The organism is Cytobacillus sp., assembly GCF_964223445.1.
In the GTDB taxonomy this organism is placed as follows: domain Bacteria; phylum Bacillota; class Bacilli; order Bacillales; family Cytobacillaceae; genus Cytobacillus.
Genome location: NZ_CAXQGS010000092.1, coordinates 1 through 24,463 on the forward strand (window position 1 = coordinate 1; position 24,463 = coordinate 24,463).

The 24,463-nt window shown below is 40.0% G+C and carries 28 protein-coding genes; 25 read left to right on the forward strand and 3 right to left on the reverse strand.

Annotated features, from left to right (window positions below):
* The 7 genes from ACEQ1T_RS16895 to ACEQ1T_RS16925 form a co-directional block, all read left to right on the forward strand.
* The coding region (locus ACEQ1T_RS16895; RefSeq protein WP_370223866.1) for a YceG family protein at positions 1-550 on the forward strand (550 nt) is incomplete at its 5' end.
* A gap of 2 nt (positions 551-552) precedes the next feature.
* Entirely contained in the window at positions 553-1,659 is a 1,107-nt protein-coding gene (locus tag ACEQ1T_RS16900; protein WP_206837989.1) for a toxic anion resistance protein, read from the forward strand.
* A gap of 51 nt (positions 1,660-1,710) precedes the next feature.
* Positions 1,711-2,322, forward strand: coding sequence for a TerD family protein (locus tag ACEQ1T_RS16905; protein WP_206837987.1), 612 nt, complete (start codon positions 1,711-1,713; stop codon positions 2,320-2,322).
* Positions 2,323-2,556: 234 nt separating this feature from the next.
* Entirely contained in the window at positions 2,557-3,258 is a 702-nt protein-coding gene (locus tag ACEQ1T_RS16910) for a toxin (protein WP_206837984.1), read from the forward strand.
* A gap of 108 nt (positions 3,259-3,366) precedes the next feature.
* Positions 3,367-4,161 carry a thymidylate synthase gene (locus ACEQ1T_RS16915; protein ID WP_370223867.1) on the forward strand — a complete coding sequence of 265 codons (795 nt, stop codon included), beginning with the start codon at positions 3,367-3,369 and terminating at the stop codon, positions 4,159-4,161.
* Positions 4,158-4,643 (forward strand): dihydrofolate reductase, encoded by a 486-nt coding sequence (locus tag ACEQ1T_RS16920; RefSeq protein ID WP_206837979.1) that lies wholly within the window; start codon positions 4,158-4,160, stop codon positions 4,641-4,643. Before ACEQ1T_RS16915 ends, ACEQ1T_RS16920 begins: the two co-directional genes overlap by 4 nt.
* Positions 4,644-4,758: 115 nt before the next feature.
* Positions 4,759-5,490 carry a lysophospholipid acyltransferase family protein gene (locus tag ACEQ1T_RS16925; RefSeq protein WP_370223868.1) on the forward strand — a complete coding sequence of 244 codons (732 nt, stop codon included), beginning with the start codon at positions 4,759-4,761 and terminating at the stop codon, positions 5,488-5,490.
* A gap of 48 nt (positions 5,491-5,538) precedes the next feature.
* Here ACEQ1T_RS16925 and ACEQ1T_RS16930 read toward each other — a convergent pair whose 3' ends face one another.
* Positions 5,539-5,775: a hypothetical protein gene (locus ACEQ1T_RS16930; RefSeq protein ID WP_206837973.1), complete on the reverse strand. Its 237-nt coding sequence runs from the start codon at positions 5,773-5,775 to the stop codon at positions 5,539-5,541.
* Between the two features lie 172 nt (positions 5,776-5,947).
* Between ACEQ1T_RS16930 and ilvA the strand changes: the two genes are divergently transcribed.
* From ilvA to ACEQ1T_RS17000, 14 genes are all read left to right on the forward strand, one after another.
* Entirely contained in the window at positions 5,948-7,216 is a 1,269-nt protein-coding gene (ilvA, locus tag ACEQ1T_RS16935) for a threonine ammonia-lyase IlvA (protein ID WP_206837970.1), read from the forward strand.
* Between the two features lie 146 nt (positions 7,217-7,362).
* Entirely contained in the window at positions 7,363-7,560 is a 198-nt protein-coding gene (locus ACEQ1T_RS16940) for a twin-arginine translocase TatA/TatE family subunit (RefSeq protein WP_206837967.1), read from the forward strand.
* Between the two features lie 97 nt (positions 7,561-7,657).
* The gene (tatC, locus tag ACEQ1T_RS16945) at positions 7,658-8,395 is read left to right on the forward strand and encodes a twin-arginine translocase subunit TatC (protein WP_370223870.1); all 738 of its coding nucleotides are present in this window, start codon (positions 7,658-7,660) and stop codon (positions 8,393-8,395) included.
* A gap of 89 nt (positions 8,396-8,484) precedes the next feature.
* On the forward strand, positions 8,485-8,736 hold the full coding sequence (locus ACEQ1T_RS16950) for a DUF2535 family protein (RefSeq protein WP_206837962.1): 252 nt from the start codon (positions 8,485-8,487) through the stop codon (positions 8,734-8,736).
* A 141-nt stretch (positions 8,737-8,877) separates the two neighbouring features.
* Entirely contained in the window at positions 8,878-9,723 is an 846-nt protein-coding gene (locus ACEQ1T_RS16955) for a DegV family protein (RefSeq protein ID WP_370223872.1), read from the forward strand.
* Positions 9,724-9,878: 155 nt separating this feature from the next.
* Positions 9,879-11,495, forward strand: coding sequence for an ATP-binding protein (locus tag ACEQ1T_RS16960; RefSeq protein ID WP_370223874.1), 1,617 nt, complete (start codon positions 9,879-9,881; stop codon positions 11,493-11,495).
* Between the two features lie 83 nt (positions 11,496-11,578).
* On the forward strand, positions 11,579-12,559 hold the full coding sequence (locus ACEQ1T_RS16965) for a nucleoside hydrolase (RefSeq protein ID WP_244671119.1): 981 nt from the start codon (positions 11,579-11,581) through the stop codon (positions 12,557-12,559).
* A 155-nt stretch (positions 12,560-12,714) separates the two neighbouring features.
* Positions 12,715-13,296: an SCO family protein gene (locus tag ACEQ1T_RS16970; RefSeq protein ID WP_206837957.1), complete on the forward strand. Its 582-nt coding sequence runs from the start codon at positions 12,715-12,717 to the stop codon at positions 13,294-13,296.
* A gap of 121 nt (positions 13,297-13,417) precedes the next feature.
* Entirely contained in the window at positions 13,418-14,257 is an 840-nt protein-coding gene (locus ACEQ1T_RS16975) for an SGNH/GDSL hydrolase family protein (RefSeq protein WP_370223875.1), read from the forward strand.
* On the forward strand, positions 14,247-14,828 hold the full coding sequence (locus ACEQ1T_RS16980; protein WP_370223876.1) for a YpmS family protein: 582 nt from the start codon (positions 14,247-14,249) through the stop codon (positions 14,826-14,828). Before ACEQ1T_RS16975 ends, ACEQ1T_RS16980 begins: the two co-directional genes overlap by 11 nt.
* A gap of 397 nt (positions 14,829-15,225) precedes the next feature.
* Positions 15,226-16,284: a ribosome small subunit-dependent GTPase A gene (rsgA, locus tag ACEQ1T_RS16985; RefSeq protein WP_370223878.1), complete on the forward strand. Its 1,059-nt coding sequence runs from the start codon at positions 15,226-15,228 to the stop codon at positions 16,282-16,284.
* Between the two features lie 137 nt (positions 16,285-16,421).
* A complete protein-coding gene (msrA, locus tag ACEQ1T_RS16990) occupies positions 16,422-16,958 on the forward strand; it encodes a peptide-methionine (S)-S-oxide reductase MsrA (RefSeq protein ID WP_206837947.1) in 537 nt (178 codons plus the stop codon).
* Positions 16,958-17,398 carry a peptide-methionine (R)-S-oxide reductase MsrB gene (gene msrB, locus ACEQ1T_RS16995; RefSeq protein WP_370223879.1) on the forward strand — a complete coding sequence of 147 codons (441 nt, stop codon included), beginning with the start codon at positions 16,958-16,960 and terminating at the stop codon, positions 17,396-17,398. The genes msrA and msrB overlap by 1 nt, the downstream gene beginning before the upstream one ends.
* Positions 17,399-17,416: 18 nt before the next feature.
* Entirely contained in the window at positions 17,417-17,914 is a 498-nt protein-coding gene (locus tag ACEQ1T_RS17000; protein ID WP_206837942.1) for a PTS glucose transporter subunit IIA, read from the forward strand.
* 46 nt (positions 17,915-17,960) lie between these two features.
* Here the strand turns inward: ACEQ1T_RS17000 and ACEQ1T_RS17005 are convergent, their stop codons facing one another.
* Both ACEQ1T_RS17005 and ACEQ1T_RS17010 read right to left on the reverse strand, forming a co-directional pair.
* Positions 17,961-18,560, reverse strand: a complete 600-nt coding sequence (locus tag ACEQ1T_RS17005) for a DUF502 domain-containing protein (protein ID WP_206837940.1) — start codon at positions 18,558-18,560, stop codon at positions 17,961-17,963.
* A 34-nt stretch (positions 18,561-18,594) separates the two neighbouring features.
* Entirely contained in the window at positions 18,595-19,686 is a 1,092-nt protein-coding gene (locus tag ACEQ1T_RS17010) for an SGNH/GDSL hydrolase family protein (RefSeq protein ID WP_370223881.1), read from the reverse strand.
* A gap of 191 nt (positions 19,687-19,877) precedes the next feature.
* Here ACEQ1T_RS17010 and ACEQ1T_RS17015 point away from each other — a divergent pair, with 191 nt between their 5' ends.
* From ACEQ1T_RS17015 to ACEQ1T_RS17030, 4 genes are all read left to right on the forward strand, one after another.
* Positions 19,878-20,048 carry a YjcZ family sporulation protein gene (locus tag ACEQ1T_RS17015; RefSeq protein WP_206837936.1) on the forward strand — a complete coding sequence of 57 codons (171 nt, stop codon included), beginning with the start codon at positions 19,878-19,880 and terminating at the stop codon, positions 20,046-20,048.
* A 229-nt stretch (positions 20,049-20,277) separates the two neighbouring features.
* Positions 20,278-21,744, forward strand: a complete 1,467-nt coding sequence (locus ACEQ1T_RS17020) for an NAD(P)/FAD-dependent oxidoreductase (protein WP_370223884.1) — start codon at positions 20,278-20,280, stop codon at positions 21,742-21,744.
* A 127-nt stretch (positions 21,745-21,871) separates the two neighbouring features.
* Positions 21,872-22,849 carry a S66 peptidase family protein gene (locus ACEQ1T_RS17025; protein ID WP_370223885.1) on the forward strand — a complete coding sequence of 326 codons (978 nt, stop codon included), beginning with the start codon at positions 21,872-21,874 and terminating at the stop codon, positions 22,847-22,849.
* A gap of 254 nt (positions 22,850-23,103) precedes the next feature.
* Entirely contained in the window at positions 23,104-24,462 is a 1,359-nt protein-coding gene (locus ACEQ1T_RS17030; RefSeq protein WP_370223895.1) for an aspartate aminotransferase family protein, read from the forward strand.
* Position 24,463 lies beyond the last annotated feature (1 nt).

Consider the following 24,463-nt stretch of genomic DNA (forward strand, 5'->3'; position numbering starts at 1 on the left):
CGTCAACAATGATTTTCGGTTCCATTATCGCAATGCTCTTGACAGGGAAGGGAAACTTGACCCTGAAAAAATCATTGCTGGACATTATTGGAGGTATCAGCAGCTTCCTGGCGGCCTGCAAAATGGAATTGCAATGGCCATTAGGAATATGTGTGAACATCCGCGTTTAAAGCCGCTTTCCAGCGAATCGGAAGAAGAATTGAAGATTTATCTATTTAGCCAAAGCCTGCAGATCCCGCCGAGTATTCTAAAATTAATGCAGCAATTTGATTACTCGCAGGAAGTCCCTAAGATTATCCTTTATAACAACGAGCTGAACGGGACGATGGTAAGATCGGATGCCGCACTTCTTTTGCTGCTTAATCAGTTTGGACTGGATATTGTATTGTATAATCCTCCGGGCCATAACGACATTGAAAACTTCATTGAGGAAGATTTATATGATGTCCATTGGCTTGAGGATGTTGTTTTTGAACAGGAATTTAAGGAGCCTTCCTTTCTAAAGAAGGTTCTCTTTCAAGGCTTATTAAAAAATTTAAAGGGTGATTGAAAATGAATCCGACTAAAGCAACAGACTTGAATTTAACAACACAGGTGCAGGATGACAAATTAACCGAGAATAAGGTATCAGAAATTAAGCTTGCTTTAAGGCAGGAGCCTGAGGTGCAAAATTTGGCCAGGTCCATAGATGAGAAGGACCAAATTCAAATACTTGAATTCGGTAAAGAGCCTGCTGTCCAGATATCCCGCTTTTCAGATCAGATACTGGGCAACATGAGAACAACGAAGGTTGAAGATTCAGGTGAACTTTTAAAGCAGCTCGGCAGAATTATGGACAAATTTGACAAGAAGGATTTCGAGCAAGGATCAAAAGGAATCTTTGGCAAGCTTTTCAAGCGCGGAGAAAAGATGATTGAAAAGCTCTTCGGAAAATATCAGACAATGGGCGCGGAAATTGATAAAGTTTATGTTGAAATATCCAAATACCAAAGTGAAATGGTTGACTCCACAACCATGCTTGAACAAATGTATGAGCAAAATTATCAGTACTATCTGACTCTCGAAAAATATGCTGTGGCAGGACAGCTGAAAGCCGACGATTTAAAAGCCAATCAGCTTCCGCAGCTGGAAGCACGGGCGGCTCAGGGGGATCAAATGGCTTCGATGCAGCTGGATACATTAAGAAATGCCATCGAATTGCTGGAGCAAAGAGTCTATGATCTTGAAATGGCTAAAATGGTTGCTCTTCAGACTGCACCGCAAATCCGGCTGCTTCAGCGAGGCAATACCAAGCTTATCGGGAAGATTAATTCTGCATTCGTAACCACTATTCCAATCTTTAAGAATGGCCTGATTCAGGCAGTGGCAGCTAAGAGACAAAAGCTTGTTGCAGATTCAATGAGCGAGCTGGACAGACGGACAAATGAAATGCTTGTGCGCAATGCCCAGAATATTTCTAATCAAAGTGCGGATATCGCAAGATTGGCAGGCGGCCCGAGCATTAAGATTGAAACCATTGAGGAATCCTGGAATATCATCATGAAAGGTATGCAGGAGACAAAATCAATAGAAGAAGAAAACAAGCGTTTACGTGAAGAAGGAACCAGGAGACTGGAACAGCTGCAGGACAACTTTAAAAAAATGAAGCAGCAGGGTTAGGCAGCTGCTCATTTTAAATAAAATATAAATTATTGATGAGGTGGAATTGATATGGCAATAAATCTTCAAAAAGGCCAGCGTGTTGACTTAACTAAAGGAAATCCGGGATTATCTAAAATTATGGTAGGATTAGGCTGGGATCCAGTGCAAAAAAGTGGAGGCGGCGGTCTCCTGGGCTCTTTATTCGGAGGCGGCGGCGGTGCGAATATCGACTGCGATGCTTCTGTTATCATGCTTGGTGAAAATGGAAAGCTTAAGAGCAATAAGGATGTTATTTATTTCGGCAACCTAAAAAGCAGTGATGGAAGTGTCCAGCATACCGGGGACAATCTGACGGGTGCAGGAGATGGAGACGACGAACAAGTGCTGATTGATTTAAGCAGAGTGCCTGCTAACATTCACAAAATGGTCTTCGTTGTCAACATCTATGACAGCGTCAAGAGAAAGCAGCATTTTGGGATGATTCAAAATGCCTTCATCCGTGTTGTCAACTCAGGCAGCAAACAAGAGCTGATTCACTATAACCTGACTGATGATTACAGCGGAAAAACTAGTTTAATTGTTGGTGAGATTTATCGCCATGGAAGCGATTGGAAGTTTGCTGCAGTTGGCACTGGAACGGCTTCTCCAGGCCTGTCAGATGTTGTGCGTTCATACTCTTAATAAAGCTGACCATTGGCTGGGGCCCGAATTTACTCGGGCCCTTTTTGAATTTTCATTTTATTTTCCCATCATTTGTTTCCTTCAATTCTTTCATTCGTATGTTATAATTTTAATAGATTAACAGAACGGTAAAAAATTTTTTTCTCCATTCAGGCAGTTCCGCAGCTTAGACACTTCAAAGAGCTCTGTTGCCCGTAAATTATACATCTTAGATTAACAGAAGGGGCTTTTATAATGCGCAAAATGGCACTGACATTTACAATCATGATGGTTTCCCTTGCACTGCTGGGGAACTCTCAGGCTGCCATGGGCGGGATCAAACTAAAGGATTATCCGCACTCCTCCCAGCTTAAAGAGTTTCTCAGTTTAAAATCTCCACGACAGCTTGGCGACATTTTTATACTGCCGCTTGAACCTTTTGATGAGGGAGAGGCTGCTGAAATGATTTCCCGGGTGGATAATTTGCCCGCCTCCCTTCTGTCCAAAATAGAGGATGAAGATATCAGGGTGAAACTATTCGTAGGAAAGCTTACTGATAATCCTACAGCCCAGCACCTTGAAGGGGTAATTCCCCGCGGCTATACAGGGGGAACCACCTGGGATGATGTCCCGGGGATTGGCGGGTCAAAAACAGTCCTTGTTAAAATAGGATACAGTGATAAGGGGAAAGGCCATGGCTCCGTTAATCTGGAACTTCATGAACTTGCCCATTCTGTTGATCGCCATGTATACAATGGCATCCGTTTTAATCAGAAGTTTCTCTCTGTCTGGAAAGCTGAGAAAGCTAAATTGTTTCCGGGTAAAAATTATTTTCTTTCCTTCCCTGAAGAATATTTCGCTGAAGCTTTTGCCATGTATTTTGCAGGAGGGGAATCAAGGAAATTATTAAGTGTGAATGCTCCTAAAACCTATGAGTTTATAAACAAATTAAACTAAGTTTACCCCTGTTGAAAAAAACAGGGGTTTCTTAAAGTTTTATCCCATGTGAAACTTCCGGAAATTCGTGTACAATATCATTAAGTATTTAAAAAAGGTTGGGTTGAAATGAAACAATATTTGGATCTATGCAGGCATGTTTTGGAGAATGGTACAAAGAAAGAAGACCGCACGGGTACAGGAACAATAAGTACATTTGGCTACCAGATGCGCTTTAACCTTCAGGAAGGCTTCCCATTGGTAACAACAAAGAAATTGCATTTGAAATCCATTATCCATGAGCTGTTATGGTTTTTAAACGGTGATACAAATGTAAAATACCTTCAGGAGAATGGTGTGCGAATCTGGAATGAATGGGCTGACGAGGAAGGCAATCTTGGGCCGGTTTATGGTCATCAATGGAGATCATGGACAGGTGCTGATGGGAATACAGTTGATCAGATTAGCAGCCTGATTGAACAGATTAAAACAAATCCCGATTCTCGCCGGCTGATTGTTAATGCCTGGAACGTTGGGGAGATAGAAAAGATGGCTTTGCCGCCTTGCCACTGCATGTTCCAGTTTTATGCAGCAGATGGAAAGCTTTCCTGCCAGCTTTATCAGAGATCTGCGGATGTTTTTCTCGGGGTTCCGTTTAATATTGCATCATATGCTTTACTGACTATGATGGTTGCACAGGTGTGCGATCTGGAGCCTGGTGAATTCGTACATACTTTCGGAGATGTGCATATCTACCAGAATCATATTGACCAGGTAAACCTCCAGCTGAGCCGTGATCCCCGACCGCTTCCAAAAATGATTATTAATCCGGATGTGAAGGATATTTTCAGCTTTAAGTTCGATGATTTCCAGCTGGAAGACTATAATCCCCACCCTCATATTAAAGGAGTTGTCAGTGTATGATTTCTTTAATGTGGGCAATGGATGAGAATCGTGTGATCGGCAAGGACAATAAACTTCCCTGGCATCTGCCTGAGGATTTAAAGTTCTTTAAAAGAACTACGATGGGGCATCCGATTGCCATGGGACGAAAAACCTGGGATTCAATCGGAAGACCTCTGCCGGGGAGAGAGAATATTGTTATAACCCGCAATGAATCCTTTTCCTGTGAAGGGTGCACAGTTGTTAATTCGGTTGAAGAGCTTCTGAAGTACAGCGGTGTAAAGGAAGATGAAATCTTCGTCATTGGCGGTGCCGAGATTTTTAAAGCCATTCTTCCTGCAGCAGATCGTCTCTATTTGACTATGATTTATGATCAATTTGCAGGAGACACATACTTTCCGGAATTAGATATGTCAGAATGGGATCTCCTTTCAAGGGAGAAGGGCACCAGGGATGAAAAAAATCCATATGATTTTGAATTCCTCATTTATAAAAGAAAATAATCTAAAAAAGGCAGCTCGCTCCAGCGGGCTGCTTTTTTAGTAGAAACTGTGAACATATAGTGAAAAAAACCTGATTATTATATAATGTAAACCATCCCAAGACCTGGAGGTCATTATGCTTCGATTAATAATCTTTTTTCTGTATATGGGCGGATATTTGGTTTATAGCCTGCCTGCACTAACCCGCATGAGGAAAATGAATCCTGCGCTCCCTGTTGAGGAACGCGACCGCATTATCCATAATGTGCCTCAGAAGTGGGCCAGAACAATAATGAAAATCTCAGGCTCTCAATTGAAAATTAAGGGGCAGGAATTGATTCCCGAAGGACCTGTTGTCATTGTTTGCAACCATGAAGGAGATTTTGATATTCCAGTCCTTCTTGCATCCATTGATAAACCTTTTGGTTTTATTTCAAAAGTTGAAGTTAAGAAAGCACCCATCATCTCTTCATGGATGGAAGTCATGAACTGTGTTTTTATTGATCGCAGCAATCGCAGCAAGGCTATCAATTCTTTAAAGGATGCTGCATTACTTTTAAGGCAGGGGCACTCTCTCCTGATTTTCCCGGAAGGAACCAGAAGCAAGGGCGGGCAGGTAGCGCCTTTTAAAGTGGGAGGATTCCGGCTTGCACAGGATGCGGGTGTTCCGATTGTGCCAATTTCTATTAAAGGAACAGCCGATGTCTTTGAAAAGAATGGGAGACTTATAAAGCCTGCTAAAATAGAAATCCGGGTGTGTAAGCCAGTGAACTCTAAGATTGTTAAAGATTTGGATGCAAAGTTTCTTGCCCGGGAAGTGAGAGAAATAATCTGCAGCAGCCTTAAAGGCAAGAAGATCGCATCATAAAAAGAAGGCCCCTTTCAGTCAGGGGCCTTTTTTTAGCGGTTAATTAATTTAGAAATTGGGATTCACTAAATAATCTGTCAGCTTCTGAATCATTCCATGGTATTCTTTGGGATCGCAAAACTCTTCTGCTGTAAAGTTGGTTTTCACCCACTGTATTAATTCATCAGCACTGTTGAAGTACTCCCCGCTCGTATCGCTTTTCCGAATCATATATCGGCCGTTATCCTCATCCAATGTTACTTCCACAGGCAAAGCACTATCCAGACTGCATAAAGAAAACTCCATTCCCGCACCCCTTTGAGATATAAATTAACTTTTGCTTATTATATGTCAGCTTCAGCGATTTCTACCCTTAAAATAATTCGAAAAATGTAAATTTTAAAAAAACCCGATTGAAAACATGATTTGTCATGGTATAATGTACAAATTAATAACTTGTAAAGAAGAGGGTGGCAAAATGGAACAGAAGGTAATGACAAAAAAATGGGTGCAGTTGGAAGATATTTTGATTGCATACCAGCAGCTAAAGGATATTGTTGCCCATACACCTTTACAGAAAAATGAACGTCTATCAGAAAAGTATGGGTGCAATGTTTATCTAAAAAGAGAAGATCTTCAGCATGTCCGCTCATTTAAGTTAAGAGGTGCCTACTATAAAGTTAAGTCTTTAACTGCAGTGGAACTGGAAAATGGTGTAGTCTGTGCAAGTGCGGGGAACCATGCACAGGGAGTCGCCTATGCTTGCAGGCATCTTGGAGTCCAGGGGAAAATTTTTATGCCGGCAACCACACCGAGGCAAAAAGTAAGTCAAGTGGAGCTGTTTGGAAGGGATTCAGTGGAAATCATTCTCGTAGGAGATACTTTTGATGACTCCTATTACGAAGCTCTTAAATGTGCAGAGGCGGAAAGCAGGGCATTTATTCACCCGTTTGATGATGAAATGGTGATTGCAGGACAGGGGACGGTAGCGGTGGAAATCCTTAACGACTGTGAGGAGCCTGCAGATTTTGTTTTTGCGAGTATTGGCGGAGGCGGATTAATGGCAGGACTGAGCACTTACATAAAAAGTATATCACCGGAAACGCAGATGATTGGAGTAGAACCGGCAGGAGCACCGTCGATGAGTGAATCAATCAGGGTTCAAACAGTAGCACCTCTCGATGAAATTGATAAGTTTGTAGATGGAGCGGCAGTAAAATGTGTCGGTGAAAAAACCTATGAGATCTGCAATGAGCTGGTTGATGATATTTTTATGGTTCCTGAAGGGAAAGTGTGTACGACGATCCTTGAATTATATAATGAGCATGCGATTGTGGCTGAGCCTGCCGGTGCGCTGCCAATAGCCGCACTTGATATGTGCAGGGAGCAGATTAAAGGGAAAAATGTCGTATGTGTGATCAGCGGAGGCAATAATGATATTGGACGAATGCAGGAGATTAAAGAGAGGTCCTTGCTTTACGAAGGCCTGCTTTACCACTTTATTGTGAATTTTCCTCAGCGTGCGGGAGCATTAAGAGAGTTTCTTGACGAGGTTCTTGGCCCAACAGATGATATTACACGGTTTGAGTACACGAAGAAAAATAATAAAGAAAATGGTCCAGCCCTTGTTGGAATTGAGTTAAAGAATAAAGAGGATTATAGTGACCTCATTATGAGAATGAATAAAAAGGGATTCTCATACAAAGAGATAAACAAAGACAGTAACCTTTTTCATCTGCTGGTATAAGTACCCCGATGACTTTGCAGATTCATTTTTATTTACTATGATTTGTGACTGATATATGAATTTTTATGATATCTGTGACATTTCCTTTGAAAAGTACTATAATCGTATTAGATTCATAAGGGAAGTACTTTAAAGGAGATGTGAATATGCTTTCAAATATTGGTGTTCCGGGATTAATTTTAATCCTTGTTTTGGCGTTAATCATATTCGGACCAAAAAAGCTGCCGGAAATTGGCCGTGCTTTTGGTGAAACACTTAGAGAATTCAAAAAATCCACCCGTGACCTAACGAGTGACGTAATGGAAGAACTTGAACAGGATTCTAAGAAAAAAACGGTTAAATAAGGTGTAAGGATATACTTCTTGCGCCTTTTTGTTTTGGTTTAAGATACAGCAGGCTGGTCCAAAGCCTGGCTTTTTATAAAATTAGCAGGAGAATTGTATGGAAGAAAAAGAGTTAAATTTAGTCGAACATCTGGATGAATTAAGAAAAAGACTCATTATAACGGCATCAGCATTTATCCTGTTTTTTATTGCAGGTTTTGTTTTTGTGGAGGATATTTATAAATGGCTGGTAAGAGACCTGGATGTCAAATTGATTGTCCTGGGCCCAAGTGATATTATCTGGGTTTACTTTATGCTTGCTACGGTTATTGCCGTTGCAGGGACAATTCCCGTTCTTGCTTTGCAGATTTGGCTGTTTGTCAAGCCTGCTCTGACAGCAGCTGAGCGGAAGATTTCTCTTTCTTATGTGCCGGCACTTTTTATTTTGTTCATTATTGGCCTTTGCTTCGGCTATTTTGTCATTTTCCCCACCGTATTAAGTTTTCTTGTTGAATTGGGTGGAGAAATGTTTGAGGCTAATTTCACTGCGGATAAATATTTCCGCTTTGTGCTTAATATGACTTTGCCTTTTGGAGTTTTGTTTGAACTCCCTGTAGTCATTATGTTCCTGACTTCACTAGGAATCATTAATCCTTATGTGCTTACAAAGATCAGGAAGTATGCTTATTTTGTCCTTGTCGTGATTTCGGTTGTTATATCACCTCCTGACTTCATGTCTGATATTCTTGTCACTATTCCGTTGCTTCTGCTTTATGAAATAAGCATCAACTTATCAAAAATTGTCTACAAAAGAAAGCTTAAAAAGGCAGAGAATTCAGATGAGGCTTCTTCATAAAAAAATTATTCAGATAGCATAATCAGACACATTTCGAGCCGTATTTGGGGTATAATATAAACAAACGGGTGAAAAAGAGGATTGATATTTTGCTATTTAAAAGCCTAGAGTTCAAAAATGCTGTTGGACAGAAGGTAAAAATTATTGAAATTCCTGTATTGGCAAAAGATAACCCTTATTATTTTATGATCCAAGTCCGTTTGAAAACTTTTATTGCGGCCACTAACGCCAATGAAAAAACACTTAAGAACCATTCTTTTAGAGAATATCTAAAGCGAGTTTTAAAGTGGCCTGTTTATGAAGAGATTTTTAAGACTCCAGAATTAAAAAATAACGCTTAACAACATTGATGCCGGCAGCCAGCCGGTTTTTTTTTGCTGCTTGAGAAGGAGAAATACAAGCTTTGTATTTATTGCTTTATTTGTATTTTGCTTGAATGTATAATATGAACTAATTGTTAATGCAGGGGAAGTGAAAGCATAATGGCTAAAATAAAAATTGTTACAGATTCTACAGCTGATCTATCCAGCGAATTGATTGAAAAATTCGATATTGAAGTCGTCCCGCTATCTATTCACATTGAAGGAAATACATACTTGGACCGGGTTGATATTACTCCATCTGAATTCATGAGAAAAATGAAAGAAGCGAAAGAGTTGCCTAAAAGCTCACAGCCTCCTGCGGGAGTATTCGCTGAGGTGTATGACAGGTTTGGTGACCAGGGCTATGAAATTCTTTCTATTCATATGACTGGCGGAATGAGCGGTACTGTTCAGTCAGCAGAAAGTGCGGCTGCTATGTCACATGCAAATGTTACAGTGATAGATTCCAGATATATTTCCAAAGCACTGGCTTTTCAGGTTTTAGAGGCTGCAAAAATGGCCAGCGAAGGGAAAAGTATACAGGAAATTGTCAGCCGGCTGGAAACCATTCGCGGTAATACTAAATTGTTTGTAGTAGTGGATACATTGGAAAATCTCGTAAAAGGCGGAAGAATCGGCAAAGGCAAGGCCATGATCGGGTCCTTGCTGAATATAAAACCAATTGCCTCGCTTGAAGGCGGTGTATACACACCTGTCGCCAAAGTAAGAAGCCATACCCAGGTTGCCAAATATTTGGCCAAGCAATTTGCAGAGGATATCAAAGGGAAAACAATAAAAGGTGTAGGCCTTGTCCATGCAGAAGGCATTGAGTTAGCTTCAAAACTGAAGAAAATGATTGAAGAGCTGGATGCTGCTGCAGAGATTGAAATTGAAGAAACAACTCCAATTATCAGTACGCATACGGGACCAGGAGCTATTGGATTTATGTATCATCTGGAAGATTAATAAAACTAGCGCATGGCTAATCAGGCTATGCGTTTTTTTTGCGGATAACTCTATGCCTGCTTTTTAAAACTTTGGCGTTTTTAAAGGATTTCAGCAGAATTTTGCCGAAAGAGGTTAGATAGCTACTTAGAATAAAAGGAATCGGTGACTGCTATATGAAGGATCAAATAAAAAATCTGCCTTTGTTCAGAAAAGTGCTGTTATTCTCCTTCCTCATTTCTTTTTTTGTCACGGTTTTTACAGCAGGTGTCAGTTTTTTGGTTGAAAACCGGCAGCTGGAGAAGCAGCTTACAGATAGAGTGACAGACATGGCATCTCTTTGGAGTTCTGTTATACCGTACGAAGATGTTGAAAAAGTTAAGGAAAATCAGGATCCGTTACATCCTGCATATAAAAAGCTGCATCATCTTATTTCATTAGTGAATGAAAAGTCAGCCTATTCAAATGCATCACTGCTGATGCCGGAAAAAATTGATGATAACTCGATAAAATTATTGGTAACTTCCAAAAGTTTTAAAGAAATGGGCCTGGAATCTTTTTCGCTTTATTCAGCAAGTGACGATTTTATAAATGGTTTCACGAAAGCTGTGCAGAAAAAAAAAACTGTATCCAGTGAGGTTTATCAGGATCAGTTTGGCACCTGGATTTCTGCCTTTGCACCTATAGAGGACTCCAAGGGAAATATTATTGCCATATTATGCATAGATATTGATGCAGCTGTGCTGAAATCGATTCAAAGAGATTTAGCCCTTTATTTATCTGGCTTGTTTTTAATCATTATCTTTTTAGTATATTTTGTTTTGAAAAAGGGTCTTAAAAAAGTATTAGAGCCAATTAATGATATTATTTCTGGTTTTAAGGAAGTCAGCAGCGGTAACTTTAACGTAAAGTTAAAGCCTTCTAATCAAGCAGATTTAGGTATTCTTTCTGAGAGATTTAACTTTATGACAACCCGGCTGGCTATCCTTTTTGAAAGGCTGTCCGCGACTTCCGAACAATTTGGGGCAGTACAAAGGAATATTTCCACTTCACATCGCTTTGAAGAAGCAATAGGGGAAATGGAGCATATCATGGAAAGGACAAAGATTCTTAAGGAGCTGCAAAGAGCTGAAAAGATGAACGCAATTGGCCAGCTTGCGGCTTCGGTCGCACATGAGATCAGGAACCCAATGACAGTGGTAAAAGGATTTCTCCAGATTTTTCTGGCTAAGGAAGAAATGACTGAAGAAGAAAAAATGTACATAAAGCTTATGATTGATGAGATGGAAAGAGCGGAAACAATCATAAACGATTATTTATCACTTGCCAAACCTGATTTAGAACAAGTAGAGTCTTTCAATGCCGGAGACCTTGCTGCAAGTGTAATTGATTTAATGAACTCATATGCCATGATGTCAAAAAATATATCTGTTGTTTCGGAGATCTCTGAAGGGATATGGATACTAGGGAATGCAAGTGAGTTAAAGCAGGTTTTGATCAATATATACAAAAACGGCATTGAAGCCATGAAAAATGGCGGCCGTTTGTCGCTGTCTGTATCCAGAGAAGGTAAATATAGTGTTTTTGAAATTTCTGATACAGGAGTAGGTATGACAAAGGAAGAAATGGACAGATTGGGGACCGCTTTTTATTCTTTGAAAGAAAAGGGAACTGGGATGGGCCTCCTGGTGTGCTACCAAATAGTCGACCGGATGAAGGGACGTATTGAGGTTAACAGTGAAAAAGGAAAAGGAACGGTTTTCCGGATATTCATTCCGCTGGCTACGGATTAATTTTATTAACTTTCATTCTATAATTGAAAATATTTGCCATTCTTGTTTATCCCCCGAATAAAATGAATTATGGGGGTGTAGGGTTGAAGAAAAAAAATGTCCTATTATTCAGTGACTTTGGTATAGATGATTTTGTTGCGGTGATCTTTGCCTTTTTCTCAGAAGAAATCAATATCGTTGGGATTGTTGCAGATTATGGAAATGTATCAAGGGAAGATGCCATCCGAAACGCTGCCTACCTGCAAGAAATAACTGGACACAAGGAAATTCCTGTATTCAGCGGAGCTGTTTTGCCGTTAACAGGGGAAGTTCCGGTGTATTATCCGGACGTCCACGGTATAGAGGGACTCGGCCCGATTATGCCGAATCTTGAGAATTCCAATAATATATTTGAAAATTTCGATGATTTCAAAGGCCTGATCCAGAAGTATGAAAATGATATGGTTATAATAAATGTAGGCAGACTTTCCTCACTGGCTGCGGCATTCATCCTTTACCCTGGACTCATGAGTAAAGTCAGTGACTTTTATATAATGGGAGGGGCATTCAATGTTCCTGGCAATGTGACTCCAGTGGCTGAGGCAAATTTTTATGGGGATCCGTATGCGGCCAATGTCGTGTTTACAAATGCACCGAAAAAAATTCATATTCTTCCTTTGGATGTAACGATGTCTGCAATCATTACACCAGCTATTGTCGACGCCCTTGATGCCTATTATCAGTCTGTGCAAAATAAAGTTGGCTTGCTTCTTAAGCCTATGGTTGATTACTATTTTAATTTTTATAAAGAAACTTACCCTGGCATAAGCGGGAGTCCCCTCCACGATTTGTTAACCTTTTGGGCAATTCTTGAACGAGCTGAAATTCAATATATGGATGTCCCTGTAAAAATAATTGTCAACAAAGGGGATGCATTCGGACAAAGTATTGGAGATTTTAGGCATGTACCTTCTGAAGATAAGATGAAATATCGGATTCATCGGATTGCTGTGCAATTTAATTATTCAAATTTTATCAGGACATTTTATGAGATAATGACCAATCATAAAACGAAAACACCCTGAATGGACGAGTGTTTTTGCGAATGTTTCCATCTTAGCCCGGAATTATTAAAAAAAGGGCAAAAGCTTCTATTCACAAGTTTGTCACAAGTACTTCTTTCTTCTTTCATGAATATTTGCTAAAATTAGCATCGTAACTAATTAAAGCAGGTGAATGTATGAGTAAAAGGGTTTTTGCTAGTATCGTTTCAGCTTTTTTGCTAATAGTCCTTTCAGCATGCGGACAGAGTGGCATAAAGGATGCACTAAACTGGGAACTTGCAGATTTTAAGTATACAAACCAGGACAATAAGGAATTTGGCTTAAAGGATCTTGAAGGCAAGGTATGGGTTGCAGACTTTATTTTTACAAACTGTGAAGATGTATGTATGCCAATGACAGCTAATATGAAAAAGCTTCAGGATTTGGCCGAGAAGGAAGGCATTGAAAATATCGAATTTGTATCTTTCAGTGTTGACCCCAAGGTTGATACACCTGAGGTATTAAAGGAATTTGCATCAACATACAATGCAGATTTCAGCAATTGGCATTTTCTGACCGGCTATGCCCAGGAGGAAATTGAGAAGTATGCTATGGACTACTTTAAAACCATTGTGAAAAAGCCTCAAACAGGCGACCAGGTGATCCATGGAACTGATTTTTACCTTGTTGATCAAAACGGAAATGTAATGAAATACTATACTGGTCTTAATGAAATTCCATTAGAGGAAATAATGAATGATATTAAAGCTTTGCAATAGACCTTGGAAAAGGTCTATTTTTCTTTTCGGATAAGCCTGGGAGCCTACCGGGTAAAAGCTAATTATTTTAATAGTATAGTACATGTTATAATATGAATGACTTATTTAGGCAGGTGATAGTATGATAAAAAATTTCACCTTCATCTTTTTGATCATGCTGCTTCTCGCCTCCTGCAGTTCATCAAACAACAGCGAAATCATTCATTCTGAAAAAGAATCTAAACTCGCACTTAAAGAGGAAATTCCCCTCGACTTTTTCCCAAGAAATCTTACTGTTGCTGCAGTAGGGGACTCTTTAACCCAGGGGGTTGGAGACAGTACTGAGCGTGGAGGTTACGTGCCATATCTTGAAATGTCACTGGAAAAAGACAAAAGTGTTCGAGACGCTGTTTTTTATAATTTTGGAGTAAGAGGCAATCGTTCCGATCAATTATTGAAAAAATTAGGGACTGAAGAAGTGAAAGATGTTGTGAAGAGAGCAGACGCGATTATCATAACCATTGGCGGAAATGATGTTATGAAAGTTGTCCGTGAGAATTTTTCAAACCTAAAGCTGAGGGCTTTTACTAAAGAAAAGAAAAACTATGAGCAAAATCTGATTGAGGTTTTAGATGCGATTAAAGAGGTAAACCCTAATAGTAAAATCGTTTTAATAGGATTATATAATCCATTCTTAAAATGGTTTTCCGAAATAACCGAAATAAATCATATTCTTGAAGATTGGAATGGCACAAGCCAGTCTATATTAAAAAATTATCCGGGAACGTATTTTGTTGAAATAGATGATATATTTGAAAATACCGATGATAATCTTTTATATACAGACTATTTTCATCCAAATGACAAAGGCTATGAATTAATAGCTGGCCGAGTTCATCAGATCCTCACAGAAGAAGTTCTGAAAGAAATTCCATATAAAAGCAAAGCAGAAGGAAATGGAGAGAAGATGATTGAAAGATAGCAAATGGAAAAAGCTGTTTTTTGCGCTGCTGGTCATTAATGCATTCATCTTAATTGTGCTGTTTATTTTTATCAGCATGCCGGCAGATGATGAAGACTATACAGTGATCACCGAAAATAGTGATAATTATGTTCCTTTTAACATAAAAGCCAATAAAGAAGACTTGAATAGAGTAATTAACCACTATCTTGAAAAAGAAGGACTGACAGGGGCAATAGATTATAAAGTTCTCCTGAATGATGAAGTTGATTTATATGGCACGATCCCTTTCTTCAGCCAGGATCTGCAAATGAAATTATCATTTGAACCAGAAGCCTTGGAGAATGGGGATGTAGTCCTTCAGCAAAAATCCATATCTGTAGGACAGCTGAATCTCCCTGTATCACATGTCCTAAAGCTGGTAAAAGACCGCTACAAGCTTCCAGAAGGGGTTACAATCCAGCCGCAGCAAGAACGAATTTATGTGTCGCTGCAGGAAATGAAGCTGAAAAGTGATGTGAAAGTAAAAGTGGATGAATTTAATTTAAAGCAGGACGATATTCGTTTTACTCTTCTTGTGCCCGTTCAATGAGAAAAGGGAATCCTTTTGTAAAGGATTCCCTTTTCTGTTAACGAGATTTGAACGCATTAGTCTGAAATCAGAATTGCTTCAAAAACATATGCTATTGCCTGGTGAATGCCACATGTGGAAATTGAAGTAAAGAAAATAAAAGGGGCTTTACTTCTGGTGCAATATTCCATATAATATAACCAAATAAACGAAAGCGGGTGATGTGCTATGAAAAGAGAACTTTATGCAAATACGTTCATTTTAAATAATTCAGGCACAGCCCAGATGGTGATCGTTTAATCGAGCGGACCAGTTAGTTTTCAACTGCTTATTGAACTTTGCATTATAAAACCATGGGCTGATGGCTTATGGTTTTTTTGTATGTAAAATAATTTTCTATAAGCATGGAGGAACAACATTGACAATTAATAAATTTGGATTTAATAACTTTTTTAAAGAGGCATTTTCAGCGTATGAAGAAAAAGGATATCAAATTGGCCGTGTTGCGTTAGAGCATAAAAGAATGTATCGCGTTTGGACAGATAACGGTGAAATGCTTTGTGAAGTATCAGGGAAGTTTTCTTTCGATGCATCATCCAGAGAAGATTATCCTGCTGTCGGTGACTGGGTTGTCATCAAAGAAAGGGAGGGCGAGCAGCGTGGTACGATTCATGCTGTCCTTCCAAGAAAAAGCAAATTTTCACGGAAAGCAGCAGGGTTGAACACTGAAGAGCAAATTGTAGCAGCTAATGTAGACACTATTTTCCTGGTTAATTCTCTTAACGAGGATCTTAACTTAAGGAGATTGGAACGTTATTTGCTTTTATCATGGGAAAGCGGGGCAGCTCCTGTCATTGTTCTTACCAAGGCTGATCTTTGTGAAAATCTGGACGATAAGCTCGGTGAGGTGGGCAGTGTTGCCATGGGTGTACCTGTTATTTCAACCAGTGTCATTGAAGAGATGGGAATAGATCAGCTTAAGCCGTTTTTAGAGCCAGGAAAAACAATCGCCTTACTCGGCTCTTCAGGAGTGGGAAAATCCACTCTTACAAATTATCTTCTAGGCGCGGATAAGCAAAAAGTCCAGGATATTAGAATTAGTGATGATAAAGGAAAGCATACAACTACTCATCGGGAGCTCATCCTTCTTCCTGACGGCGCCATATTAATTGATACTCCAGGAATGAGAGAGCTTCAGCTATGGGAAAGTGAAAGTGGGCTTTCTGAAAGCTTCACGGATATTGAGCAAGCCGCTGAAAACTGCAGATTCAGGGACTGTACACATGAAAATGAACCAGGCTGCGCTGTGCATAGGTTAATAGAGGACGGAAGCATATCAAGGGCACGTCTTAATAGCTATAAAAAGCTTCTGAAGGAACTCGCTTATCTGGACAGAAAGCAAGATAAGAGAGCTCAATCTGAAGAGCGCAAACGCTGGAAAAAAGTGAGCGCTGGAGCAAAGAAGAAAAGAATGTAAAAATTCAGAAACCTCTTCACTAAAGAGGTTTCTTTTGCATATATAGAATCTTTTCATTAATCTTATGTATATAGCTTTAAATCATTTTTCTAAGGGAAAAGTAAAAGATAGAAAAGTGCCGGAAAGAGGTGGAGTACATGACAAAGAAAGAATTTGAAAAGGCAACGTTTGCAGGAGGCTGCTTTTGGTGTATGGTAAAGCCTTTTGATGAACAGCCTGGAATTGAAGAAGTAGTATCTGGATATACCGGAGGGAATGTAAAAAGTCCAACTTATCAGCAAGTCTGTTCAGAAACGACTGGTCACTACGAAGCGGTTCAAATTACATTTGATCCTGAGGTTTTCCCATATGAAAAGCTTCTTGAACTATATTGGCAGCAGATTGACCCAACAGATGCAGGCGGGCAGTTTTATGATCGCGGCCAATCATACCAGACTGCGATTTTTTATCACAATGAAAAACAAAAGCAAACGGCAGCAGAATCCAAACAAAAGCTTGAAGAAACCGGACCATTTACGAAACCGATTGTTACCAGGATTCTGCCTGCTTCAGAATTTTATCCTGCAGAAGACTATCATCAGCATTATTACAAGAAAAATCCGGAAAGATACAATTCCTATCAAACCGGCTCAGGAAGAAAGGCATTTATTAATAAGCATTGGGGTGAAGAATAATGGAAAAAAATAGAGAAGATTTGAAGCAGAAACTTGATCCAATGCAATATGAAGTAACTCAGAATAATGGCACAGAGCCGCCATTCCGCAACGAATATTGGAATGAATTTAAAGACGGAATCTATGTCGATATCGTTTCCGGCAAGCCTCTTTTCAGCTCAAAAGACAAGTATGACGCAGGATGTGGCTGGCCAAGCTTTACAAAGCCCATACAGGATGAGGAAATTGTGGAAAAAGAAGACCGCAGCCACTATATGGTCAGAACAGAAGTGAGAAGCAAATCAGCAGATTCCCATCTTGGTCATGTATTTGATGATGGGCCGGGACCTGAGGGCCTCCGTTATTGCATTAATTCTGCTGCACTTAGGTTTATTCCTAAGGAAAAGCTGGAGGAAGAAGGCTATAAAGAGTTTCTGCGTTTATTTAATGATGCAAACTAAGAAATGGAAGGTGTTTTTATGTTTAAGAAATTATTTGGCAAAAAGGAAGCAGTTAAAGCAATAGAGGTTAAGGCTGCTTTGACAGGTACAGCAGTTAATCTGGAAGAAGTGCCTGATCCTGTTTTTGCAGAAAGAATGATGGGGGACGGTATTGCAATCGAACCTGCAGAAGGGGTAGTTGTTTCCCCGGTGAATGGAGAAGTGGTTCAAGTGTTCCCTACCAAGCATGCAATTGGGATTCGTGCTGAGAATGGTGCCGAGATTTTAATTCATATTGGCCTTGAAACGGTTTCGATGAAAGGGGAAGGATTCGAGACCCATATATCTGAGGGATCAAATGTCAGCGAAGGTGATAAGCTTGTAACGTTTGATTTAGCCCTAGTTAAGGAAAAAGCAAAAAGCACTGTCACTCCGATCATTATCACTAATGGCGACCAGGTCGCTTCTCTTGAGAAGAATGCAGCTGGAGCCGTAACGCGAGGTACATCTACAGTAATGACAGTTACTGCGAAATAATCAGAAAAAGCCGCCCCAATGATTGGGCGGCTTTATACATGATTTTTTATAAACTTCGTTCCTTGTTTGGTGTTCCCTTCGAGGTCATTCCCCCAGATAGAATAAATTTCATTGCATTTTCGGGCTTAACATCTATGATTTCTATTTGCTCTTTAGGTATTAGAAACGTGAAGCCTGCAACCTGAAAGGTTTGGGGTACATAGACAGCTGCATATTCCCTCAGCGGGTCATAAAAATCTTCCAGTCCTTCCGAAGTAATAAACCCAAGGCTCTTCATTTCAGTTCCTGGGATTGTAATCAATGCTACTTTTGAGAATGATTTCTTTTCACCAAGAAAGGAATGAACAGTATCTTTAATGACAGTGTAAATCGTTTTAACCAGAGGAATTCTCTCCAGCAGGCGATCTGCAAGCTTAATAATGGATCCGGTAATGAACTTTGTTGAAAGCCATCCTAATAAGGTAATAAGGATAAGTGTAGCGAGCAATCCTATTCCCGGGATATAATCATCTTTTAAATAAGGCTTTAAGAGATTCCCTGTAATGCCATCAAGAAACAAAAAGGTTTTGACCACAACAAATATTGCTAAAATAATGGGCACAATCGTTAGAATCCCATTAATAAAATTCTTGAATAAACTCTTCATGAATTGCTCTCCTCTTTCGAACGAAAAAACTTTGCTATTCTGATTTTGTAAGTATGGAGGATATTTGAATAATTGCATCGTCAGTACTGTTATTCACTGATTTTTCTTTAGTCACAATAAATTTCACATGATGCGGTCCGTTTTCGAGGCCGCTGACAATATATTGATATCTTTCTTTAGTCAGAGGCCACCAGGCGGATAAAGATGTAATATAAATATCATCTATAAAAACATCCATCTTCCCGCCTTTTTCGCTTCGAATCATATTGACTCCAAGAAAAGGGCCGCTAAATTGATATTCAAGACTGTCACCCGCCTTGCTGCTCTCCCAAATGCCGTCTTTGTGAATAAATGAACCCGATATATCGGTAACATGAGGGATGGATGCAATTTCGATATCCGCATTTTCATGAATGGGGGCAGAAAGTTCAGCAATCTCTGCATGACTGCCTGCTAATTCTCTTATTTTCCTGATTAGTGTATTTGCATATATTTTATAGCCCTCATCATTTGGATGGACCATATCCTTAGTCAGTTCCTCTGCAGGCATTCCGGATTGTCCGAATGGTTTTCTCATATCCACATTTTTTGCACCATAGTGATTAGAGATAACTGAAATTGCCTGAACAAATGCCTCATTATCAAGCGGATTTTCTGTAATGGTTATGATCTCGGTGTCAGGGTAGAGCTGTTTGGTTTTCCGGATAAGTCCTTCGTAGAAATATGAAAATTGCTTTTCATCCATATATTTGCGGTCATTCTCCCCAAACACGATAAAAGTTAAGTCAATTTTTCCTAAATGTTCGGATTGCTGAAGCTTATATAAACCTTCAAAGGCAGTGGCACCGCTTTGGACTATGGAATGCCTTTTGGCTTTAATCCCAAATTCACTATGCATATGCCGCTCAAGCCTTGTAAACCATGCAGATGATTTGGAGGTCGCACCCGACCCCCTGCCTATGCTGTCCCCAATAATGAGGTAATTGATATTCTCTTTTGACGATAACTTTTGATATACGTTACTTGGATTTGCCCCTTCGGCTTTAGAAAAACTATCAAACAAATGATACAAACCATATATAAAAGTGATGATAAAAAAGTATATGCCGATCTTCCTTTTCTTCATTGGTTTGAATCCCCCGCTTCTCTTCTGAATCTCTTAATGTTATCGTACCCTAATAATGGCTATGGGGGAAGGTTTAAAATGCAGTTCACCGTTTTTTTATAAAAATGGGCAAATGCACATGCGGGTCAAGTTCTGCGCACATACATTAATATTGAAAATGCCCAAGAAATCTTGTTGAGGAGTGATTATTAATGTATAAAGGTGCAGTTGCTGGTGCTGGCTATGACCAATGCTATCCAGGATATGGCTATCCTGTAGCAGGTGCTCAATATGGAGGATGTGGATATGGCGGTTTTGCATTGATCGTCGTATTGTTCATTCTATTGATTATTATCGGAGCATGCTGCTGTGGAAATTGGTAACATTAAATAAGTCTTGTGGAGGCTGCTCTTTATGAGCAGCCTTCTTTTTGTTGAGGAGCTTGCAGGTGCTGCTATATTCACGGAATTTTACATAAATTATTTCAAAACCGAACAATAAATATTGATTTAATTAAATAGTTCGTAAAAAGATTGACCGTTTCTTCAGTGTTTGATATAGTTACCTAGGGTTAATGAAATTACCGAATAATGCGTCTGGAGGAAAAGGACGATGAATGCAAATTATGATGTTATTGTAGTCGGTGCTGGACCGGCTGGAATATTTACTTGTTATGAATTAACATTAAAAATGCCTGAAGCAAATATTTTATTAATTGATAAAGGTCATGATATTTATCGGAGAAATTGTCCGATTTTACAGAAAAAGATTGAGAAATGCCCGCCTGCCGCGGGAAGAAAAGAGTATGCAGGCTGTCTGCCGGCATGTTCAATCACTAATGGTTTTGGCGGAGCAGGTGCTTATTCAGATGGAAAATTCAATATTACAAGTGAATTCGGCGGATGGATGACAGATTATCTTCCTGATTCACAGGTTGTTGAATTGATAAAATATGTAGATGAAATTAATTTGAAACACGGTGCAACTGAAAGCATCACAGATCCAATGACTGATGAAGTGAGAGATATTGAGCGCCGCGGTTATGCAGCGGGACTAAAACTTCTTCGTGCACAGGTTAGGCATTTAGGTACTGAGCAGAACCTTGAAATACTAAAAAGCATTTATGAATATTTGCGTGAAAAAATTGATATGTCCTATAAGACTGAGGTTGAAGACCTCATAACCGAAAAAACGCCTGATGGGCATCGCATTAAGGGTGTCATGCTGAAGTCCGGAAATGAGGTTCATGCTGATAAGGTGGTTGTAGCACCCGGGAGAGATGGATCTGTTTGGCTGGCAAACCTCCTGAAGTCCCGCCGATTAAAGATGATCAATAATCAGGTCGATATTGGCGTCCGGGTTGAAACTTCCAATATTGTCATGGAAGAGATCAATAAACATCTTTACGAAGGAAAATTCACATTTAATACATCTGTAGGTACAAGAGTGCGGACATTCTGCAGCAATCCATCTGGGCACGTCGTAGTGGAAAACCACTCCGGAATCATGCTTGCGAATGGCCATGCTTATAAAGACCCTAAACTGGGAAGCCCTAATACAAACTTTGCGCTCCTTGTATCCCATACATTCTCAGAACCGTTTGATAAGCCAAATGAATATGCACACGAAATTTCAAGGCTTGCCAACAGCCTTTCAAACGGCGGAATCATTGTTCAAAAGTATGGAGATATATTAAAAGGAAGAAGATCTACTGAGAAGAGGATTAAGGAAGGATTTCTGGAGCCAACCTTAAAAGAAGCGGTACCTGGCGACTTAGGACTTGTGCTTCCATATAATACAATGAAAAGCCTGATTGAAATGACTGAGGCTTTAAACCATGTATCTCCTGGACTTGCATCAGAACATACACTTTTCTATGGCGTGGAGGCAAAATTCTACTCTGCGCGCCCAAGACTGAATGACCGATTCGAAACGGAAATCAGCGGCCTATATGTCGGCGGGGACGGTGCAGGCATCACCAGAGGGCTCGCACAAGCGGGAGCGTGCGGAGTTTGGATTGCAAGGGATATTATAGAGAAGAAAAGCAATGCACCAAGAAGGGAACCTGCAATAGTATAAAAGCAGAAGGCCATGCTGAAAAGCTGGCCTTTTTTCATTATGTAAAAACAGTTATTTCTCAAAGAGACTGTATCTGATAGAATGTAGAACAATAAACAAGTCTAAAAGCGGCAAAGGAGAGGACAGAATGCTTGCAGAGCGTTTAAAGCCAGGGGATGAGATCCGGGTCATTGCACCGTCAAGAAGCATGGCCCTCATAAAAGGCGAACAGTTGCGAATTGCCCAGGAACGGCTGAATCAGCTTGGATTCACAGTAACATACGGCAAAAATGCAGAACTTCATGATGAGTTTTTCAGTACTTCTATTGAAGAGAGAATTGAAGATTTGCATGATGCTTTTACTGATCCTAATGTAAAGGGAATCCTGACAGTGATTGGCGGCTATAACGCCAACCAGCTTTTGAATTACATAGACTTCGGGATAATAAAAAACAATCCGAAAATATTTTGCGGATTTAGTGATATCACAGCACTGCAGGGCGCCATTTATAAAAAAACAGGATTGATCACCTATTCAGGCCCGCATTTTTCAAGCTTCGGTGTTAAACATGGGTTTGAGTACACTCTTGATTCTTTTATTAATGCAGTAACCAATGACGCTCCTTATGAAATCCTCGCATCGCCACATTGGAGTGATGATCCATGGTACCTTGATCAGGAAGACAGGCATTTCATCAAAAATAATGGGTATACGGTAATCCAGGAAGGGAATGCAGAAGGCAGATTAATTGGAGGGAATTTATGCACACTTAATTTGCTGCAGGGGACAGATTTCATGCCATCATTAAAGGATTCAATTTTATTTATTGAAGATGATGAGGAATCACATGCTCTTACCTTTGATCGGTATCTCCAATCACTGCTGCACCTGCCTGATGCTCAAGGCATTAAAGGAATTCTGATTGGGAGGTTTCAGAAGAATTCCCATGTTACCGAAGAGGCGCTGAGAAAGATTATTGATTCGAAAAAAGAGCTTCACGGCCTTCCTGTGATAGCTGATGTGAATTTTGGCCATGTACAGCCTTATGCCACTATCCCGATTGGAGGAAGGGCTGCAATAAAAGCACAAGGTTTTGAAAGTGAAATTTGGATTGAACAGAAATAGCAAAAAGAAATTTGGTGCAGCCGCTTCCCAGCGGCTGTTTTTTTATGCAAGGAAAAAATAGCTGACTAAAATACTGAATTCTTTTATGAAAGATTTCTGAAGTGACCTCATACAATTTACTATATTGCCAAAAATGATAGAGAATGATTGGCTTGTTAGAATTGAAGATTTACTGTGAATGCTCATGAAGCCATCCGGCGGATACTGATTAGCCGCCGGCATTTTTCGCAATTATAGGTGGAGGGAGTACTATGATGAACCAGTCGAATTTAATTAAGCCGATGCTTGATGCGCATTACCCGATAATTGATTATGGCAAGGGAGTTTACTTATATGATACTGCCGGAAAGGAATATTTGGATGCATCGTCTGGTGCGATAACGGCCAATATTGGCCATGGTATTGAGGAAATCATTGAGGCAATGCATGAACAGGCTAAGAAAGTCTCTTTTGTGTATCGTTCGCAATTTACCAGCGGGGCAGCTGAAAAGCTTGCTCATAAAATAGCAGAGGCAGCGATTGGTGACTTGAATTGGAGCTTTTTTGTGAACAGCGGGTCTGAGGCAACTGAAACAGCTATGAAAATAGCGATTCAATACTGGCAGGAAAAAGGCATTCAGACAAAAACAAAGGTGCTTTCAAGGTGGATGAGCTATCATGGCATAACCCTTGGTGCTTTATCCATGTCAGGTCATACCGGCAGAAGGGCGCGCTTCATACCCCTGCTCGAAGATTTTCCTGTCATTCATCCGCCCTATTGCTATAGGTGTCCCTACAATTTAGAAGCGCCTGAATGCGGTTATCTTTGTGCACATGAACTTGAAACCATCATTAAACGGATAGGGCAAGAGAATATTGCTGCATTTATTGCAGAGCCGGTCATTGGGGCTGCAGGGGGAGCTATTACCCCTCCAAAGGATTACTACCGGATAATAAAAGAAATTTGTGAACGGTATGACATTTTATTTATTGCTGATGAGGTTATGACTGGTTTTGGGAGAACGGGGACTATGCTTGCCTGCGAGCAATGGAATGTGAAACCTGATATTGTTGCCCTTGGTAAAGGAATGGGAGCCGGATATGCACCGATTGCGGCTGCCCTTGTTAGCGATGAAGTTATGAAGCCTATATTGGCAGGGTCAAAGAGCATTATGAGCGGCCATACCTTGAGTGCCAATCCTCAGTCCTGCGCAGTTTCTCTCGCAGTACTTGAGTATATTGAGAAAAATAACATCATCCCTGAAGTGGAAAGCAAAGGTGTGTATTTGAAAAATAAGTTGACAAAACTGCAATCCAAATTTTCTTTCATTGGTGATGTAAGAGGAAAAGGACTGATGATCGGACTTGAATTTGTAAAAGAGCAGCTGTCAAGAGAGCCGTTTTCAAGAAGGTTTAATCTGACACAGAGATTAATACAGGAAGCTCAGGAGCAGGGACTGCTTATTTACCCTGCGGGGGCAGGCAAAACCGGCACCGATGGAGATGCTGTACTGATTGCACCGCCGCTTACCATTACCAAAAGGGAAATAGATGATCTGGTGAAAAGGTTTGAAAGTACTTTACAGATTTTCACAGAAAATCACTTGATCTTTGCTGAGGAAGAGGCTGAATAAA

Excerpts from the sequence above, each read along its gene's own strand:
- ACEQ1T_RS16900 (WP_206837989.1), top strand. The coding sequence starts at position 553 with ATGAATCCGACTAAAGCAACAGACTTGAATTTAACAACACAGGTGCAG.
- ACEQ1T_RS16905 (WP_206837987.1), top strand. The coding sequence starts at position 1,711 with ATGGCAATAAATCTTCAAAAAGGCCAGCGTGTTGACTTAACTAAAGGA.
- ACEQ1T_RS16910 (WP_206837984.1), top strand. The coding sequence starts at position 2,557 with ATGCGCAAAATGGCACTGACATTTACAATCATGATGGTTTCCCTTGCA.
- ACEQ1T_RS16915 (WP_370223867.1), top strand. The coding sequence starts at position 3,367 with ATGAAACAATATTTGGATCTATGCAGGCATGTTTTGGAGAATGGTACA.
- ACEQ1T_RS16920 (WP_206837979.1), top strand. The coding sequence starts at position 4,158 with ATGATTTCTTTAATGTGGGCAATGGATGAGAATCGTGTGATCGGCAAG.
- ACEQ1T_RS16925 (WP_370223868.1), top strand. The coding sequence starts at position 4,759 with ATGCTTCGATTAATAATCTTTTTTCTGTATATGGGCGGATATTTGGTT.
- ACEQ1T_RS16930 (WP_206837973.1), bottom strand. The coding sequence starts at position 5,775 with ATGGAGTTTTCTTTATGCAGTCTGGATAGTGCTTTGCCTGTGGAAGTA.
- ilvA (WP_206837970.1), top strand. The coding sequence starts at position 5,948 with ATGGAACAGAAGGTAATGACAAAAAAATGGGTGCAGTTGGAAGATATT.
- ACEQ1T_RS16940 (WP_206837967.1), top strand. The coding sequence starts at position 7,363 with ATGCTTTCAAATATTGGTGTTCCGGGATTAATTTTAATCCTTGTTTTG.
- tatC (WP_370223870.1), top strand. The coding sequence starts at position 7,658 with ATGGAAGAAAAAGAGTTAAATTTAGTCGAACATCTGGATGAATTAAGA.
- ACEQ1T_RS16955 (WP_370223872.1), top strand. The coding sequence starts at position 8,878 with ATGGCTAAAATAAAAATTGTTACAGATTCTACAGCTGATCTATCCAGC.
- ACEQ1T_RS16960 (WP_370223874.1), top strand. The coding sequence starts at position 9,879 with ATGAAGGATCAAATAAAAAATCTGCCTTTGTTCAGAAAAGTGCTGTTA.
- ACEQ1T_RS16970 (WP_206837957.1), top strand. The coding sequence starts at position 12,715 with ATGAGTAAAAGGGTTTTTGCTAGTATCGTTTCAGCTTTTTTGCTAATA.
- ACEQ1T_RS16975 (WP_370223875.1), top strand. The coding sequence starts at position 13,418 with ATGATAAAAAATTTCACCTTCATCTTTTTGATCATGCTGCTTCTCGCC.
- msrA (WP_206837947.1), top strand. The coding sequence starts at position 16,422 with ATGACAAAGAAAGAATTTGAAAAGGCAACGTTTGCAGGAGGCTGCTTT.
- msrB (WP_370223879.1), top strand. The coding sequence starts at position 16,958 with ATGGAAAAAAATAGAGAAGATTTGAAGCAGAAACTTGATCCAATGCAA.
- ACEQ1T_RS17000 (WP_206837942.1), top strand. The coding sequence starts at position 17,417 with ATGTTTAAGAAATTATTTGGCAAAAAGGAAGCAGTTAAAGCAATAGAG.
- ACEQ1T_RS17005 (WP_206837940.1), bottom strand. The coding sequence starts at position 18,560 with ATGAAGAGTTTATTCAAGAATTTTATTAATGGGATTCTAACGATTGTG.
- ACEQ1T_RS17010 (WP_370223881.1), bottom strand. The coding sequence starts at position 19,686 with ATGAAGAAAAGGAAGATCGGCATATACTTTTTTATCATCACTTTTATA.
- ACEQ1T_RS17015 (WP_206837936.1), top strand. The coding sequence starts at position 19,878 with ATGTATAAAGGTGCAGTTGCTGGTGCTGGCTATGACCAATGCTATCCA.
- ACEQ1T_RS17020 (WP_370223884.1), top strand. The coding sequence starts at position 20,278 with ATGAATGCAAATTATGATGTTATTGTAGTCGGTGCTGGACCGGCTGGA.
- ACEQ1T_RS17025 (WP_370223885.1), top strand. The coding sequence starts at position 21,872 with ATGCTTGCAGAGCGTTTAAAGCCAGGGGATGAGATCCGGGTCATTGCA.
- ACEQ1T_RS17030 (WP_370223895.1), top strand. The coding sequence starts at position 23,104 with ATGAACCAGTCGAATTTAATTAAGCCGATGCTTGATGCGCATTACCCG.